This is a genomic window from Rhodopseudomonas faecalis (genome assembly GCF_003217325.1).
GTDB lineage: Bacteria > Pseudomonadota > Alphaproteobacteria > Rhizobiales > Xanthobacteraceae > Rhodopseudomonas > Rhodopseudomonas faecalis.
Window position 1 is genome coordinate 41,067 of sequence record NZ_QJTI01000025.1, and the last position, 17,188, is coordinate 58,254.

Below are 17,188 nucleotides of genomic sequence, written 5' to 3' on the forward strand. Positions count from 1 at the left end.
AGAGGATTTTCGCCATGTCCCGGCGTTGCGAACTGACCGCCAAGGGTGCCCAAGTCGGCCACAGCGTCAGCCACTCGAATATCAAGACCAAGCGCCGGTTTCTGCCGAACCTGGTCAACGTCACCTTCATCTCGGACTCGCTCGGTCGCTCGGTGCGGCTGCGGGTCTCGGCCAATGCGCTGAAGTCGGTCGATCACCGCGGTGGTCTCGACGGCTTCCTGCTCAAGGCCAAGGACGCTGAACTGTCGCCGAAGGCGATCGAGATCAAGCGCCAGATCGAGAAGAAGAAGCTGACCGCCGAGATGGCCGCTCAGGCCTGATCGCAGCGCTTCGCCTTCAAGGCAAATAAATTTGGGACGGCCGGGCTTCACCCGGCCGTTTTCGTTTGGTGTTCGCCAGCCCGCTGTCCCGCAGCAGGCCGCAGCATCATGACCGATGCATCATGACCTGCATGGGCCACGTGCTGACCTCGTAATGCTCCTAGGCTGGGAGTTGCCGCAAGCGCCGCGCGAATCGCGTAGCTTGACGAGGTTCGGGGCAGAGGCCTGCCGGAATCTTCAAGCCACCTGATGGCAGGATCTTGCCATGAAGCTTTCCACCCGTATGGCGCTAGCGATGGTTGTGCTGGTGCTGCTGACCACGGGTGTGCTGGCAGCTCTCACCTACTACAACGTCATGTCGCTGCTGCTACCGCGGGTCCTTGACCGGCTGGAGACCCATTCGCGCGTCTCCGCGATGGTGCTGAACGCCTCGCTGAAAGGACTGCGTGCCGAGACGCTCAGCCTGCAGTCCTCCCCCGAAATCCGCAGCCTCGGCGATCAGCTCACCGCAAATGGCGAAGACCCAACCGGCAGCGCTGAACTGCGGGCTCAGATTGAAAATCAGCTCGCCTCGGAGCTCACCGCCAAACCGGACTATGCACTGATCCGCATCATCGCCGCGACCAATGACGGCACGGAGCTGATCCGGGTCGACCGTCTCGGCCCGAGCGGCACGATCCGGATCGTGCCACGCGCCGAGCTGACCGGACGCGGCGATCAGGTCTGCTACTCGGCAGGCATGGCGACGCCGCCCAATAGCGTGCATATCACCAAGGTCGAGGTCGGCCGGACCGATAACGGGCTGGCGCCGCGGGCTGCCCCGGTGATCCGCGCAGCGGCTCCACTGCAGACCGAGGACGGCAAGACTTTTGGCGTGCTGGTCATCAATGTCGATCTGCGCGCCGCGATCACCCGGATTCGCGACAGCGTCGATAGCGACAGCGAACTCTACGTCGTCAATGAGGACGGCGACTATCTGGTGCATCCCGACAAATCCAAGGAGTTCGGATTTGAGCGCGGCCAGCGCCGGCGTATCCAGGATGATTTTCCGCAATTCGCATCGGTGCTGGCCACCGCACAGGCCAACGCCCAGGTGATGACCGATAGCAACGGCGAACGGTTCGGACTCGGCTGGTCCTGGACCCGGCTCGCCGACGGCCCGCGGGTCGCGGTGATCGAGGCGCGTTCCTATGACGTGTTGATGAGCGTGCGTAGCGCGGTCAGTACGTCCACGCTGCTCGGTGGCGCCACCGCGATTCTGTGCGCGATCTTGATGGCGATCGTGCTGTCGCGCTCGCTGAGCCGGCCGCTGGTGGAGATCACCCGGGCGCTCGAAGGATTTGAACGCGGCGAACTGGTCAAGGTGCGGCCTGGCGGCAGCAGCGAGATCGCGGTGCTGACCGAGGCTTTGCAGCGCATGACGGCGGAAGCGCAGCGCAAAACCTCGGCGCTCAACGATGAAATCGGCGCGCGCAGCCGCATTGCCGAGATGCTGAACAACACCATTCACAACATGGCTGACCCGGTGATGATCACCGACGCCAATGGCCGGGTGGTGCTCGCCAATATCGCCGCCACCAAACTGTTCGGCACGCCGACCGACATCGGCAATCCGCAGGCCTATCGCAGCTTCGCGCGTTTCTATCCGGACGGCGTAACGCCGCTGCCGTTTGACGAAGCGCCGCTGCTGCGCGCGCTTCGCGGCGAGACCGTTGAGAATTTCGAGTTCGTGGTGCGCCCGCACGACACCGATCGCAGTGCCTATCTGATCGCCAATGGCCGGCCGCTACGCGACGACAATGGCGTGCTGCAGGGCGTGGTGATGGTTTATCACGACGTCACGCTAACCAAGAAGGCCGAGCGCGAACTGCGCGAGAGCGAGCGGATGGCGCGCGCCATCATCGACACCGCGCTCGACGCATTCGTGCAGATCGATCCGGCCGGCAACATCACCGAATGGAGCCCGCAGGCCGAGACGCTGTTCGGCTGGCCGCACGACCAGGCGATCGGCCACAATCTCGCTCAGCTGATCTTCAGCTCCGACAAGCAACCCAGTGTCACCGAACGCTACCGGCGCTTCATCGAATCGATCGACCATGGCGGCGACGGCTACCGGATCGAGGTCGAAGCCAATCACCGCGATGGCTCGGCGATTTTGGTGGAAGTCGCGATGACCGCGATGCCGCTCAGCGACGGCTATGTGATGAATGCGTTCTTCCGCGACCTGTCCGACAAGACCATCGCGGAACAGCAGCTGCGCCAAGCGCAGAAGATGGAGTCGATCGGGCAGCTCACCGGCGGCATTGCGCACGACTTCAACAACATGCTGACGGTGATCACCGGCACCATCGATATTCTGGCAGCCTCGGTGGCCGACCGTCCGGAATGCGCGGCGATCACCCGGCTGATCAGCGAGGCCGCCGAACGCGGCGCCGAATTGACCCGCCATCTGCTCGCCTTCGCCCGCAAGCAGCCGCTGCAACCCTGCGAGACCGATCCCAATCTGGTGCTCAGCGAATTGCAGATTTTGCTGCGGCCGACGCTCGGCGAGCATATCGAATTGAAGCAGGTGCTGGCCGACGACGTCTGGCCGATCTTCGTGGACCGCGGCCAGCTCGAAGCCGCGCTGGTCAATCTTGCGGTCAATGCCCGCGACGCCATGCCCGAAGGCGGCACGCTGACGCTGGAAACCAGCAATGTGATGATCGACCAGGATTTCGCACGCCGCTATGGCGAGGGCGAGCCTGGTCCTTATGTGATGATCACGGTGACCGATACCGGCTGCGGCATTCCGGAATCGATCAGGGCGCGGGTGTTCGATCCGTTCTTCACCACCAAGGAAGTCGGCAAGGGCACCGGGCTTGGGCTCAGCATGGTGTATGGCTTCATCAAGCAGTCGGGCGGTCACATCACGCTGTATAGCGAGGTCGACCATGGCACAGCGTTCCGGATCTATCTGCCGCGCGCCAAATCCGAAGCGCCGCTATTACAGTCCAACGAACCGTACGCGGGCAATGATCTGCGCGGCGACGAAACCATTTTGATCGTCGAAGACGACGCCATGGTGCGCAACTACGTGACCGCGCAGCTGAAAGCGCTTGGATACACCACGATCTCCGCCGCCAACGCCGCTGCGGCGCTGGAACTATGCGACCGCGGCGAGGCGTTCGATCTGTTGTTCACCGACATCGTGATGCCGGGCAAGGTCAATGGCGTGCAGCTCGCCGCCGAGATGGCCAAGCGCCGCCCTGGCCTGAAAGTGCTGTACACTTCGGGCTATTCTGAGAACGCGGTGATCCACGGCAACCGGCTCGATCCGGATATTTTGCTGCTCACCAAGCCGTATCGCCGCAGCGAACTGGCGCGCATGATCCGCCTGGCCCTGGCGACCGCCGCGCCAACTGAACGCCGCGCTGCCGAGGCGCAGAGTTCTTGATCATCCGATTTGCGGGGATCCTGGGCGGACACCGTGTCGCTTGATACCAACCGCGATTGATAGCAACCGCCCTCAATTTCACCCCCGTCATGCCCGCGCTTGTCGCGGGCATCCACGTCTTACAGCCCGTGTAGCAGCAAAAACGTGGATGGCCGGGACAAGCCCGGCCATGACGCGTGGATAGTTGGCATCGATGTCCACGGCGTTCACCGCGCGCGGGCCGCGCAATCAATCCTCGATCAGCGCGAATTGCAGCAGCAGGTTGCGCTGGATCATCGAGAAATTATCGTCCGACACCAGGGTCAGGATGGTGTGGCCCTCGGCATCGCGATGCACGGCAATGCCTTCGAGATTGTCGATCTCATAGCCGAGGTCGGCGCTAAAGATCTCATCGCCATCGAGCAGCGCGCCGGGGCCAAGCTTGTTGAGCGGCAGCCGGCGAATGCGGATGCCGGCGCCCCTGAACAGCGAGAATTTCCGCTCCAGCAGCAATAGATCGCCGCCCGGCAGCAGCGCGGCATCGCTGATATCATAATCGTCGCTGCGGCGGATCGCGAAACTGCCGGTGTGGGCGCCGAGCATGAAGCCGATGATATGGCCATTGGCATCAAGGCCGCGCTCGGAGATCGCCAGCAGCGTGCCGCCAAGCCGTACGCCTTTCGGAATCGCCACCAGCGCTTCCACGCCCTTGTTGGAGGGCAGCCGCCGCAGCGCGGGCGGCACCGCCAGCACTTCGCCGCGCGCCAGCACGCCGTCGCGGCCGAAATCATATTTCAGAATCTGATGCACGCGCTCGAGGCCGATATAGGCCGTGCCGCCATCAACGGCCAGCGCCTCGGTGTCGTACCAGCGCCGCGACGCCATGATCGAGCGGCCATCGGGGCCGAGCACCGGGGCGGCTTCAACATCCGCGAGCCCGACCATATCGCGGCCGCGATAGACGATCTTGCCGGTGAACCAGGTGGCCTTGTCGCTGATCGCCACAAAACGCTCGCCGGCGCTGTCGAGCCGCAGCGCCGACAGGCCGCCGAAACCACGGAACGAAGAGGTCAGCACCAGGCCGCTACGGAACTGGAGCGCGCCAAAGCGGGTGCGCGCCCGGTCGCGCAGATCGAAGGAGGTCAGCGGCCGCGCATGAACCTCGATCGCGACGCGCCGCTCCGCGGGCAGCTCCGCGGCGGCGGGCTGCGGCGGGCGTGATTGCACGCCGAGCTGGGCTTGCGCTGCGGGCGAGAGCAGCGACAGACCGGCAGCGGCGCTGATCGACGCCGCCGCGGCCAGAAAACCGCGGCGGGTGCTGGCGCCGCCGAGGCTCACGAATGCAGTCGCCGGCGACGCGGCGCGGGCTGCGCCGTCGGCGCGTGGGTCTCGCTGAACAGCTCGGCGAGCTTTTCAGTGATCGCGCCGCCGAGTTCCTCGGCATCGACGATCGTCACCGCGCGCCGATAGTAGCGGGTGACGTCGTGGCCGATGCCGATCGCGATCAGCTCCACCGGCGAGCGGGTCTCGATGTCCTCGATCACATGGCGCAGATGGCGCTCGAGATAATTGCCGGGGTTGACCGACAGCGTGGAGTCATCCACCGGGGCGCCGTCCGAGATCATCATCAGGATCTTGCGCTGCTCGGGGCGCGCCAGCAGGCGCTTATGCGCCCAATCGAGCGCCTCGCCGTCGATGTTCTCCTTGAGCAGGCCCTCGCGCATCATCAGGCCGAGATTGCGGCGCGAGCGCCGCCAGGGCGCATCGGCCGCCTTGTAGACGATGTGGCGCAGATCGTTGAGCCGGCCCGGATTGGCCGGCTTGCCGGCGGCGAGCCAGGCCTCGCGCGATTGCCCGCCCTTCCAGGCGCGCGTGGTGAAGCCGAGGATCTCGACCTTGACGCCGCAGCGCTCCAGCGTGCGCGCCAGAATGTCGGCGCAGGTCGCCGCCACCGTGATCGGCCGGCCGCGCATCGAGCCGGAATTGTCGAGCAGCAGCGTCACCACGGTGTCGCGGAAGGTGGCTTCCTTCTCGTGCATGAACGACAGCGGATGGAACGGGTCGGTGACCACGCGCGACAGCCGCGCCGGGTCCAAAATGCCTTCTTCCAGATCGAAGTCCCAGGCACGGTTCTGCTGCGCCATCAGCCGGCGCTGCAGCCGGTTGGCCAGGCGCGCGACGATGCCCTGCAGATGGGCGAGCTGCTTGTCGAGATAGGCGCGCAGCCGCTCCAGCTCCTCACCGTCACACAGGTCTTCGGCAGAGACTTCCTCGTCGAATTTCGGCGCAAAGGCGTGATATTCCGGCCCGCGCGGCTCGTTCTGGCCGCGGGAGCCGGGCCGCGTGGTTTCGCCGGGCATTTCGTCGTCGCCGAGCTCGCCGTCGTCATAGGCGTCGCTCATGGTGCTCTGCGCGGCGTCCATCGAACTGTCGGACACTTCTTCAGAGCTGGCTTCGGCCTGGTCGGCGCTCTGCTCCTGCGAGGTTTCGCTATCGGGCTTACCCTCGCCGCCGGACTGATCGCTCTCGCCCTGCGGGTTGTCGTCCTGCTTGTCCTCTTCCTCGGATTCGGAATCGCGATCCTCGCCGAGTTCGAGCGCCACCAACAGATCGTGGATCGCATCGCCAAAGCGGTTCTGATCCTCGGCAAAGCGCTCCAGCAGATCGAGCCGCGGCCCGATCTTGGTTTCCAGCACCGGGCGCCACAGATCGACCAGTTTGCGTGCCGCGGCCGGCGGCGCGAGCCCGGTCAAACGCTCGCGCACCAGCATTGCCAAGGCATCGGCGAGCGGCGCATCGGCACGGTCGGTGATTTCGTCGAATTTGCCGCGGTGGAAATGATCGTCGAGCATCGCCGACAGATTGTCGGCCACACCCGGCATGCGCCGCGCGCCGAGCGCTTCGACACGCGCCTGCTCGACCGCCTCGAACACGCCGCGCGCCTGCGGATTGCCGGGCATCAGCTTGCGATGCAGCTTGGGATCGTGACAGGCGAGTTTGAGCGCAATGGAGTCGGCGTGGCCGCGCACCACGGCGGCGTCGCGCTTGGTCAGCTTGCGCGCCGGCTCCGGCAGCCGCGCCTTGCCCGGGCTGAGGCCCGGGCGCTCGGCGGCGAAAGTGACGTCAAGCTCCGGCACATTGGCAACGGCGCGCAGACAGGAGGCCACCGCGCGCTTGAACGGCTCGGTCGGAGCCTCGCGCGAGTTGCCCTTGAACTTGATATTGGACGTGGTCATCGCAGCGTCGAACCTCTCAGCCTCGGTCCTCTTGCCCCTCCCCCTGCAAGGGGAGAGTGGCCCGGCGTAGCGCAGCGAAACCGGAGCGGCAGGCACCAGCCAGGGCCGTGCCCGAATCCCACCCCGGCCTCCGCGGAGCTGGCCCGGACGGCGCGATGCGCCGCTCCGGGTGCTCAAGCCGCCGCTCGCCACGCGGGCGAACAGCGGTCACGAGCGCTCCCTGGTCAGTTAGGGAAAGCTCAGCTCAGCGCGATATTGACCGCGCTCTCCGGCAGTTCCGCGTTGAAGCAACGCTGATAGAACTCGGCCACCAGCGGCCGCTCCAGCTCGTCACACTTGTTGAGGAAGGTGACGCGGAACGCAAAGCCGATGTCCCCGAAGATCTCCGAGTTCTCGGCCCAGGTGATCACGGTCCGCGGGCTCATCACCGTCGACAGATCGCCATTGGCGAAGGCGTTACGGGTCAGATCGGCGAGCCGCACCATCTTGCTGACGGTGTCGCGGCCCTGCGGGTTGCGATAATGCACCGCCTTGGCGAGCACGATCTCGACCTCGTTGTCATGCGGCAGGTAGTTCAGCGTGGTGACGATCGACCAGCGGTCCATCTGGCCCTGGTTGATCTGCTGGGTGCCGTGATAGAGGCCCGACGTATCGCCAAGGCCGATGGTGTTGGCGGTCGCGAACAGGCGGAACGCCGGATGCGGCTTGATCACCTTGTTCTGATCGAGCAGCGTCAGCCGGCCAGAGATTTCCAGCACGCGCTGAATGACAAACATCACGTCCGGACGGCCGGCGTCATATTCGTCGAACACCAGCGCCACATTGTGCTGCAGAGCCCAGGGCAGAATGCCGTCACGAAACTCGGTGACCTGCTTGCCTTCGCGCACCACGATGGCGTCCTTGCCGACCAGGTCGATACGGCTGATGTGGCTGTCGAGATTGACGCGCACGCAGGGCCAATTGAGCCGAGCCGCAACCTGCTCGATATGGGTCGATTTGCCGGTGCCGTGATAGCCGGTGACCATCACACGGCGATTGCGGGCAAAGCCGGCGAGAATGGCGAGCGTGGTGGCACGGTCAAAGCGATAATCCGGATCGACGTCCGGCACATGCGGATCAGCCTCGGAATAAGCCGGAACTTCAAGGTCACTATCGATACCGAAGACCTGGCGAACCGACACTTTCATATCGGGCAGGCCGACGGACTCCTGCGTATTGGTCATGGCGGCGGTCATCAATCCTCCGTGGCCCAGGGCACACCCCGGACCGGACTTGCATTTAGCTACGGTTGAGTGCGTTTTGCGAACCTAGCAGAGAGCCGCGGCCGGAAGAAGCCCGTCACCCCACAAAGTTCCAATGTGATTTCATTAAGATAGGCGGCAGCGACGTTTTTCGCCAGGCGGCAGAAGCGAATCACTTCGGATGATCGCCATCAGCCCAGCGCGGCACCCGCAGGCGCATGGCTCGAACCGGCGGCGGTGCCGCTTAGGCGCGCACCACCGTTTTCAAATAATTGTAAGCCTTGATGATCTCGATCAGGCGGTCTTCGGTGGAGCGGTCGCCGCCATTGGCGTCGGGATGATGCAGCTTCACCAGGGTCTTGTATTTGGCCTTGACCGTTTCCAGCGTGGCGCCGGCTTCCAGTCCCATCACCTGCAGCGCCTTGCGCTCGGCATTCAGCACCTTGCGTTCTTCGGCGCGGGCTTCGGGCCCAGGGCGCGACGAGGTGCGGCCGTTCATTTCGCTGAACATGCCGAGCGGATCGAATGCCTCGTTGACATCCGCAGTCGATTGGCTGCGCGGCCCGGTATTGGCCCCCATCCGCCAGGTCGGGCGATGCCCGGTGAGCGCATCTTTCTGGAACCGCGCTACCGCATCGGGCTCCATGCCCTGGAAGAAGTTGTAGCTCTGGTTGTATTCGCGCACATGGTTCAGGCAGAAGTGCCAGTACTGTTTCTCGAGCCCGCGCCCTTTCGGCGCGCGATGCGAGCCGCGCGCGGTACAGCCCGGCCATTGGCAGTCGACAGCTTCCTCACGCACGCGGCCCTGCCGCGGCGTCGCGGCTTTTCTCGGCTTGATGCGGATGCTGTCGAAGAATTTCGATGAATCGATCGGCATGGCGCGGACTATGACAACGCCGCGCGAAATGCTTCAAGTCTTGACATTGCAAATACCCGACAGGTTGATACGCAACAACGAACAAACAGCAGAGGCGAAGCTCAATGGGCGCCAAGGACGATATGACCAGGAAGCTGAACGAAGCGTTCGCGCCCCGTCGTCTCGAGGTGATTGACGAATCCCATTTGCACGAGGGCCACCGCGGACACAGGCACGGCGGCGAGACGCATTTCCGCATCAACATCGTGTCGCAGGCGTTCGAGAGCAAGAGCCGCGTCGAGCGTCACCGCATGATCAACGCGCTGCTGGCAGACGAATTCGCAGGGCGTCTTCACGCTTTGGCAATCAAAGCGCAAGCGCCGAGCGAGATCGAGATCGAGAGTTCCAACTAACTCTGCGTTCCGAAGCCGCGCGGCATCAGCCGCGCATCCGGATCAGCGCATCGCCGAGAACCGGCTTTCAAACGAGCCCGACACCACCGGCGCAGCGCCTGACAGCGTGCCGCCGGTTGCGGTGGCAGCGGCGTTGTTCTTCGGCGCTGGCTTGACGGTGGCAACATGCGGCGGGTCCGCAGGCTTATGCACCGCAGGCTTAGCGTTGGCCGTGGCCACCACCGAACGCGGCGTCTCCGCCGGCTTGGCAACAGCCGGATGGGCTGCTGCCGGCTTCGGCTTGGGCGACGGCGTCGAGGCCGTGGTATCGGTGCCGCTGCCGCGCTGCGCCAGGCTGCTGAGGAAATTGCGCTCGCTCGACGGCGCATTGGCGACGCGCGGACCAGGCAGTGCAACGCTCGCGGCCGCAGACGGCTCGTCATTGATCGCAGCCGGCGCCGGCGCCAGCGAAGCCACCGCCTTGGGCGGATTGACGTGCGAGGGAATGGTGCCCGGCGCGCGGCCGAACGCCGAGCTTTCGACGCTTGAGCTGTCGGGATCGGACAGCCCGGTCGCCGCATCGGGAATCTTCGAGGCAAACACCTTATGCATGCCGCCGTCGATATCAGGACGGCGCTGCGCCACCGGCGTGCCCTTGGCGATCAGGTCCGCAACCTTGACCTCGTCGTCGTGCTGCTTCTGGCGCACCGCCTGGGCAATGTCCTCAGGCACCACATAGGTCGGACACTTCGCGGTGGCATTGAAGGTCAGCGATTTGTTGGAACCGGGCGGCGGCGCCGGATTGAACACGTAGCGGCCCTCGCAGACCTCGACCTTCGGCTCCTGGCGCGTCACCTGGAAGTGATCATAGCCTTCCTTGATCATCTTCCAGAACGGCATGTTCGGATTGTTGCGATGCCGCGCCATGTTGAGCGGCGTCATCTTGAACGGATAGGCCTGCACCTGGAAGGCGCGCTGTCCGCCGAAGAACGATTCGCGGCCGAGCGAATAGATTTCGGAAATCTGCTCGTCGGTCATCGCGTAGCAACCGCGCGACGAACAATCGCCATGCACCATCAGCTGCGAACCGGTGCGGCCGAGCGCCCGGTCGAACGCATTCGGATAACCGATGTTGAACGACAGATAGTACGACGACTGCGGGTTCATCTGACCCGGCGTGATCGAATAGAATCCTTCCGGCGCCTGACGATCGCCTTCACGCACCTTCGGGCCAAGATCGCCGGACCAGCGGCAGATCGGATAGGTTTTCAGCAGCGCGTATTGCCCGTCGCGGGTCTGTTTCCAAACCTCCAGCTCGGCTTCCTGCTTAAACAGCCGAACCAGCATCGGCGATTGCGGGTCCATGTTCTTGGACTGCATCTCGGCGACCAGCTTTTCGGGAATGGGCTTATTCGCCCTGGCGTTTCGGGCCAGCGACAGCTCATCGCTGTTGCAGCCAGCGAGCACGCCTGCGGTCGCGAGCACGACCGAGGTGAGCAACGCGCGAACGAGCGGACGATCCTGCAATGTGAAGCTCCAGCCGAAGGGGGACGCCGAGGCAAATTGAAGCGTCTCTATGCGCCGCCGGTGAGTAATTATTATCCTTAAGCCGTATGGCTCGCAAGCTGAACGCCGCCGCACGGCCCCGCTCCGGCGCGGCCATGGTGAACAGAAGCTAAAGATTTTTATTGAGCAGAATCAGCAAGTAACGCCGTCAAAAAGCCACGATCAGCGCGGCAACGGCGCCCCGTTGCGCCGCACGCCATACGGGTGCGGCGCGGCGCGCTACGCGCCGAGCTTGCGGCCGATTTCCAGGAACTTCTGGCGGCGCTGCTCGCGGATTTCGTCGGCATCGAGGCCGCGCAGATCGTCGAACGCCTTGGCGATCGCGTCGCCAGCCTTAGTGATCATGATCGCCGGATCACGATGCGCACCGCCGCGCGGCTCCGGCAAAATCTGATCGATGATGCCGAACTTCATCAGGTCCTGCGCGGTGATCTTCATGCTGGTGGCCGCTTCCTGCGCCTTGGCGGAATCGCGCCACAGGATCGAGGACGCCGCTTCCGGCGAGATCACGCTGTAAATCGCGTGTTCGAGCATCAAGACCTTGTTGGCGGTGGCGATCGCGATCGCGCCGCCCGAACCACCCTCGCCGATCACCACGGCGACATTGATGACGCCGAGCTGCAGGCAGGCATCGGTCGAACGGGCAATCGCCTCGGCTTGGCCGCGCTCCTCGGCGCCGATGCCGGGATAGGCGCCAGCGGTATCGACCAGCGACAGCACCGGAATGCCGAAGCGGTCGGCCATTTCCATCAGCCGCACCGCCTTGCGATAGCCTTCCGGCCGGGCCATGCCGAAATTGTGCTTGAGCCGGGTCTCGGTGGAAAACCCCTTTTCCTGGCCGAGCACGCAGACGCTTTCGCCGCGGAACCGGCCGAAACCGGCGATCAGCGCTTCGTCTTCGCCGAATTTGCGGTCGCCGGCCAGCGGCGTGAATTCGGTGATCAGCCCCTGAATGTAGTCGACGCAGTGCGGCCGCTGCGGATGGCGCGCCACCTGGGTTTTCTGCCAGGGCGTCAGCGCGGCATAGAGTTCGGTGAGCGCCTGCTGCGCCTTTTCCTCGATCTTGGCGATCTCTTCGCCAATATTGCTGCCGGCATCGGCCAACGCACGCAGCTCGTCGATCTTGGAATCGAGTTCCGCAACGGGCTTTTCAAAATCGAGGTAGCTGCGCATCGGATCGGGCATGGGCTTTTCGGGGAGTTGCGGCAAAGGGCCGGAAGCGGCGACCGCGGCTTTTCAGGCCAAATGTCGCATCAAGTCAAGCGACTGCGGCAATTCAAATGAGCCGGCGGAAAGAACGGGCAAAATCGCCCGAAATGACGCTATTTCTCGGCCAAAGGATGCAGATCGCGCACCAGGCTTTTCAGCCGCTCCTCGACCACATGGGTATAGATTTGCGTGGTGGAGATGTCGGTGTGGCCGAGCAGGGTCTGCACAATGCGCAAATCGGCGCCGTTATGCAGCAGATGACTGGCAAAGGCGTGACGCAGCACGTGCGGGCTGATCAGGCGCGGCGACAGCCCGGCCGCCACCGCCAACTCCTTGAGCTCGCGGGCAAAATGCTGACGGGTGAGGTGACCGCTGTCCCCGGACGAGGGAAACAGCCATTTCGGCGGCGGCGCCCGGCGCGGCGCCTCCCCCTGGCGGCCGTCGTCATGCGCGGCCAGCGCGGCGAGATAATGCGCCATCGCCTGTTTGGCGGATTCGTTGAGCGGCACCAGCCGCTCCTTGTTGCCCTTGCCGCGCACCGCGATCATGCGGGCATCGCGCCGCGCCGCCGCGATCGGCAGCGACACCAGCTCGGACACCCGCAGCCCGGTGGCGTACAGCACCTCCAGCAGGCAATAGATCCGGGCGGCGCGCATGCGCTGCGCGGTGCTGCCCGGCGCGTCCGCCATGGTCTTGGCGGTGGTGAGCAGCCGGTCGACCTCGGCGATCGACAGCACCTTGGGCAAGCCGCGGCCGCGCTTTGGCCCGGCCAGAATCGCGGCGGGATCATCGGCGCGAATCCGCTCAGCCAGCAGAAACCGAAACAGATGGCGCAGCGCCGACAGTTTTCGGGCGACGCTGCTCGATTTATAGCCGCGCGAATCGAGATCGATCAGATAGGCGCGCAGCACATGGGTATCGGCGCCAGCCAGCGAGGTCTGGGCGTGGCCTAGAAACGCGGCGAGGTCTTCCAGATCGCTGCGATAGGCGTCGAGCGTGTTTTGGCCGGCGCCCTGCTCGGCCGCCAGCATGTCCAGGAACAGCTCGATCAGGCGGCCATCATTGGCCTTGCCGGGCGGCATTTTGCTACCGCTTCTGGAAACGGTCGGGCGGGATCGTCACCGACATATCGCGGGTCTGCGGGCCGACGAAATTGGCCAAGGCGAAAATCGTCCCATACACCACGCCGCCGATCACCGCGAGCACGGTCAGAAAGCGGAACAGGGTGGGCATCGGCGCCTCGGGCAACGAGGTGGAACGCAGGGTGAAGCCAGCGACGATGACCACGTTCGCACCTTGGTTGCAAGAGCCTCTGGCAAGGCGCTCAACCGCGGTAGTATAGGTACGCGACACCGCGCCGCGCGCTCATTCAGACCGCGGTATTTTCGGCCGATGCGCCCCGGAGGCCATGCTCCGGGCGCAAAGTGGAATGTTTGATGTCCGATAGCGCGCCATCCAGCCCGACCTGCCCCTCTGTAGAGGCGGAGATCGTCGCCGCGCTCGGACAGCGCTCGGTGGTGCTGGTGGGCATGATGGGCGCCGGCAAATCCACGGTCGGCCGGCGGCTGGCGGTGCGGCTCAATCTGCCGTTCGTCGATGCCGACACCGAGATCGAAGCCGCGGCCGGCATGTCGATCCCAGATATTTTCCAGACCCATGGCGAGCCGCATTTCCGCGACGGCGAAGCGCGGGTGATCGCCCGGCTGCTCGATAGTGGCCCCCATGTGCTGGCCACCGGCGGCGGCGCCTTCATGCGCGACGAAACCCGGCAGCGGATCGCCGCCCAGGGCGTGTCGCTGTGGCTGCAGGCCGATGCCGACGTGATTCTGCGCCGGGTGAAGCGCCGCGCCGACCGGCCGCTGCTGAAAACCCCGGATCCGGCGGGCACCATCGCCCGGCTGATCGACGAGCGTCACCCGACCTACCAGACCGCCGACATCACCATCGCCTCGCGCGACGTGCCGCACGACAAGATCGTGCAGGAATGCGTCGAGGCGCTACACGGCTATTTATGTCACGACCCGCAACACCAGCCATGAGCGCGTACCGATGACCGCACCGTTGCCTTCTTCCGCTCCCATCACGGTGCAGGTCGCCCTCGGCGAGCGCAGCTATGACATCGTGATCGGCCGCGGCGGCATCGACACGCTCGGGCAGCGCATCGCCGCGCTGCGGCCCGGCGCCCGCACCGCGATCGTCACCGACCGCAACGTCGCCGCGCAGTGGCTGCCGCGCGCCGAAGCGGCGCTCGACCAAGCCGGCATCGCCCATGCCTGCATCGTGGTCGAACCCGGCGAGAGTTCCAAAAGCTATGCCGGGCTACAGCAGGTCTGCGAAGCGCTGATCGCCGCCAAGATCGAACGCAACGATCTGGTGATCGCGCTCGGCGGCGGCGTGATTGGCGACCTCGCCGGCTTTTCCTCAGCGTTGGTGCGGCGCGGGCTCGATTTCGTGCAGGTGCCGACCTCGCTCTTGGCGCAGGTCGATTCCTCGGTGGGCGGCAAGACCGGCATCAACTCGCCGCACGGCAAGAATCTGGTCGGCGTGTTTCATCAGCCGGTGCTGGTGATCGCCGACACCGCCGCGCTCGACACGCTGTCGCCGCGCCAATTCCGCGCCGGCTATGCCGAGGTGGTGAAATATGGCGCGCTCGGCGATCCAGCGTTCTTCGCCTGGCTGGAAGCCAACCACGCCGAGATCGCGCATGGCGGCAGCGCCCGCGAACACGCGATCGCCACTTCCTGCCGCGCCAAGGCCGGCATCGTGGCGCGCGACGAGCGCGAGACCGGCGAGCGCGCGCTGCTCAATCTCGGCCACACCTTTGGCCACGCGCTGGAAGCGGCCACCGGCTTTTCCGACCGGCTGTTCCATGGCGAAGGCGTCGCGATCGGCATGGTGCTGGCCGCGGAGTTTTCCGCCGAGCGCGGCATGATGCCGGCGAGCGACGCGGCGCGGCTGGCGAAGCACCTCGCCGCGGCCGGCTTGCCGACCAGGATGCAGGACATCGGCGGCTTCGCCCAGGAGGGCCTGGCCGATGCCGATGCGCTGCTGACGCTGATGACCCAGGACAAGAAAGTGAAGCGCGGCCGGCTGACCTTCATCCTGATGGAAGCGATTGGCCGCGCGGTGATTACCAATGACGTCGATCCCGCGCCGGTGCGTGACTTTTTGCAGCGTAAATTGTCGGAACGATAAAATCGATTTGAGGCGCAGCCCCGATCCCAAGTCGGCTGCGCCGACGGCGATCGGGCGGCCAAGTTCAACCGCCGGAGCAAGATGAGTTCGACCACCACCAGTGTTTTGATCGCTGTGCTGCTGCTGGCAGCCAACGCCTTCTACGTCGCCGCTGAATTCGCGTTGGTGAAAAGCCGCGGCTTCCGCATCAAGGCCATGGCCGAGAAGAACCGCTTCGGCGCGCGGCTGCTGCAGCAGATCATGGGCAATCTCGAAGCCTATCTGGCGTGCTGCCAGCTCGGCATCACCATGGCCTCGCTCGGGCTCGGCTGGGTTGGCGAGCCGACCGTGTCGGCGCTGCTGGAGCCGCTGCTGGTGCCGCTCGGCATGTCGAACGCCGCGCTGCAATTCGTGTCGTTCCTGGGCGGCTTTCTGTTCTTCTCCTCGCTGCATATCGTGATCGGCGAGCAGGTGCCAAAGACGCTGGCGATCCGCCAGCCGGAGCCGGTGTCGCAATGGATCGCCTATCCGCTGCACCTGTCGTTCATCGTGCTCTATCCGCTGAACTGGCTGCTGAACCAGGCGTCGCGCGCGATCCTGCGGCTGCTCGGCGTCGAAGAAAATTCCGAGCACGAGATTCTCACCGACACCGAGATCGAAGGGCTGGTCGGCGAATCGGCCGAGCACGGCATGATCGAGAGCGGCGAGGCCGAATATATTCAGAACGTGTTCCGGTTCGGCGATCTGGTGGTGTCGGACGTCATGGTCCACCGCACCGCGATGGTGATGCTGAACGCCGATTTGCCTTCCGAAGAACTGGTGCGCGAGGTGTTGGCAACCGAGTACACCCGGATTCCGCTGTGGCGCGACAAGCCGGAAAACATCGTCGGCGTGCTGCATGCCAAGGATCTGCTGCGCGCCATCCGCCAGGCCAATGGCGACACCAGCCATATCGACGTCGCCGGCATCGCGCTGACGCCGTGGTTCGTGCCGGAAATGCGGCCGCTGTCCGATCAGCTGCGCGCGTTCCGCAACCGCAAGACACACTTCGCGCTGGTGGTCGATGAGTATGGCGAAGTGGAAGGGCTGGTCACGCTCGAGGACATTTTGGAAGAGATCGTCGGCGACATTGCCGACGAACAGGACGTGGTGGTGGCCGGCGTCCGCAGCCAGCCCGACGGCTCAGTGGTGGTCGATGGCTCCGTGCCGATCCGCGACCTCAACCGCGTGATGGGCTGGAGTCTGCCCGACGAGGAGGCCACCACGATCGCGGGCCTGGTGATTCACGAGGCGCGCTCGATCCCCGATCGCGGCCAGATCTTCACTTTTTACGGCTTCCGCTTCCGGGTGCTGCGCCGCGAGCGCAATCGCATCACCACACTGCGCATCATCTCACTGCAGACCGAAGCCAAGGCCAAGGCGAAAGCCGAGCAGCGCCGCAAACTGGCGTCTTGATCGGCCTTACCTCGCAGCAGCTACCAATCTCACCACGTCATGGCCGGGCTCGTCCCGGCCATCCACGACTTTGATCTTGTAAAGTCTGCAAGACGTGGATGCCCGCGACAAGCGCGGGCATGACGATCACTACTGAGAGTCTTTGGTAACAAACGGATTCGGGCGCAAAGCCACGAACAGATCATTCGCCACGTGTCGCGCCTGAAGCAGAAGTCCTTCCCGTCATTGCTGTGCATGTTCAACAATTCGGTGATCGAATCCGCCCTTCAGGGAGGCTTCGATGCGTGACAACAGCTTTGATCGGACGATCGAACGGAATTACAT

The 17,188-nt window shown here is 64.6% G+C and carries 14 protein-coding genes; 6 read left to right on the forward strand and 8 right to left on the reverse strand.

Annotation, left to right across the window (positions count from 1 at the left end):
- The first annotated feature begins 14 nt into the window (after positions 1 to 14).
- Together rpmB and BJ122_RS16375 are read left to right on the forward strand one after the other, a co-directional pair.
- A complete protein-coding gene (gene rpmB / locus BJ122_RS16370; RefSeq protein WP_103012062.1) occupies positions 15 to 320 on the forward strand; it encodes a 50S ribosomal protein L28 in 306 nt (101 codons plus the stop codon).
- 265 nt (positions 321 to 585) lie between these two features.
- Complete coding sequence (locus BJ122_RS16375) at positions 586 to 3,756, forward strand: PAS domain S-box protein (RefSeq protein WP_110782270.1); 3,171 nt, start codon at positions 586 to 588, stop codon at positions 3,754 to 3,756.
- A gap of 228 nt (positions 3,757 to 3,984) precedes the next feature.
- Here the strand turns inward: BJ122_RS16375 and BJ122_RS16380 are convergent, their stop codons facing one another.
- From BJ122_RS16380 to BJ122_RS16395, 4 genes are all read right to left on the reverse strand, one after another.
- On the reverse strand, positions 3,985 to 5,073 hold the full coding sequence (locus BJ122_RS16380) for an esterase-like activity of phytase family protein (protein WP_110782271.1): 1,089 nt from the start codon (positions 5,071 to 5,073) through the stop codon (positions 3,985 to 3,987).
- Positions 5,070 to 6,971: a cobaltochelatase subunit CobT gene (gene cobT, locus BJ122_RS16385; protein ID WP_110782272.1), complete on the reverse strand. Its 1,902-nt coding sequence runs from the start codon at positions 6,969 to 6,971 to the stop codon at positions 5,070 to 5,072. The genes BJ122_RS16380 and cobT overlap by 4 nt, the downstream gene beginning before the upstream one ends.
- Positions 6,972 to 7,210: 239 nt before the next feature.
- Entirely contained in the window at positions 7,211 to 8,206 is a 996-nt protein-coding gene (gene cobS, locus BJ122_RS16390; protein ID WP_110782273.1) for a cobaltochelatase subunit CobS, read from the reverse strand.
- A gap of 250 nt (positions 8,207 to 8,456) precedes the next feature.
- Complete coding sequence (locus tag BJ122_RS16395; RefSeq protein WP_110782274.1) at positions 8,457 to 9,089, reverse strand: J domain-containing protein; 633 nt, start codon at positions 9,087 to 9,089, stop codon at positions 8,457 to 8,459.
- Positions 9,090 to 9,193: 104 nt separating this feature from the next.
- On the opposite strand from BJ122_RS16395, the gene BJ122_RS16400 reads away from it, so the two are divergent.
- Complete coding sequence (locus tag BJ122_RS16400) at positions 9,194 to 9,481, forward strand: BolA family protein (RefSeq protein ID WP_110782275.1); 288 nt, start codon at positions 9,194 to 9,196, stop codon at positions 9,479 to 9,481.
- Positions 9,482 to 9,523: 42 nt separating this feature from the next.
- Here the strand turns inward: BJ122_RS16400 and BJ122_RS16405 are convergent, their stop codons facing one another.
- The 4 genes from BJ122_RS16405 to BJ122_RS16420 all read right to left on the reverse strand — a co-directional run bounded on the left by BJ122_RS16405 (position 9,524) and on the right by BJ122_RS16420 (position 13,468).
- Entirely contained in the window at positions 9,524 to 10,987 is a 1,464-nt protein-coding gene (locus BJ122_RS16405) for a L,D-transpeptidase family protein (RefSeq protein ID WP_110782276.1), read from the reverse strand.
- Between the two features lie 258 nt (positions 10,988 to 11,245).
- Positions 11,246 to 12,211, reverse strand: a complete 966-nt coding sequence (locus BJ122_RS16410; RefSeq protein ID WP_110782277.1) for an acetyl-CoA carboxylase carboxyltransferase subunit alpha — start codon at positions 12,209 to 12,211, stop codon at positions 11,246 to 11,248.
- A 137-nt stretch (positions 12,212 to 12,348) separates the two neighbouring features.
- Positions 12,349 to 13,317, reverse strand: a complete 969-nt coding sequence (gene xerD / locus BJ122_RS16415; protein WP_110782278.1) for a site-specific tyrosine recombinase XerD — start codon at positions 13,315 to 13,317, stop codon at positions 12,349 to 12,351.
- Between the two features lie 4 nt (positions 13,318 to 13,321).
- Positions 13,322 to 13,468, reverse strand: coding sequence for a histidine kinase (locus BJ122_RS16420; protein ID WP_103012058.1), 147 nt, complete (start codon positions 13,466 to 13,468; stop codon positions 13,322 to 13,324).
- Positions 13,469 to 13,671: 203 nt separating this feature from the next.
- Here BJ122_RS16420 and BJ122_RS16425 point away from each other — a divergent pair, with 203 nt between their 5' ends.
- The 3 genes from BJ122_RS16425 to BJ122_RS16435 all read left to right on the forward strand — a co-directional run bounded on the left by BJ122_RS16425 (position 13,672) and on the right by BJ122_RS16435 (position 16,864).
- Complete coding sequence (locus BJ122_RS16425; protein WP_110782279.1) at positions 13,672 to 14,274, forward strand: shikimate kinase; 603 nt, start codon at positions 13,672 to 13,674, stop codon at positions 14,272 to 14,274.
- 10 nt (positions 14,275 to 14,284) lie between these two features.
- Positions 14,285 to 15,430, forward strand: coding sequence for a 3-dehydroquinate synthase (aroB, locus tag BJ122_RS16430; protein ID WP_110782280.1), 1,146 nt, complete (start codon positions 14,285 to 14,287; stop codon positions 15,428 to 15,430).
- 81 nt (positions 15,431 to 15,511) lie between these two features.
- A complete protein-coding gene (locus BJ122_RS16435; RefSeq protein WP_110782281.1) occupies positions 15,512 to 16,864 on the forward strand; it encodes a hemolysin family protein in 1,353 nt (450 codons plus the stop codon).
- Positions 16,865 to 17,188 lie beyond the last annotated feature (324 nt).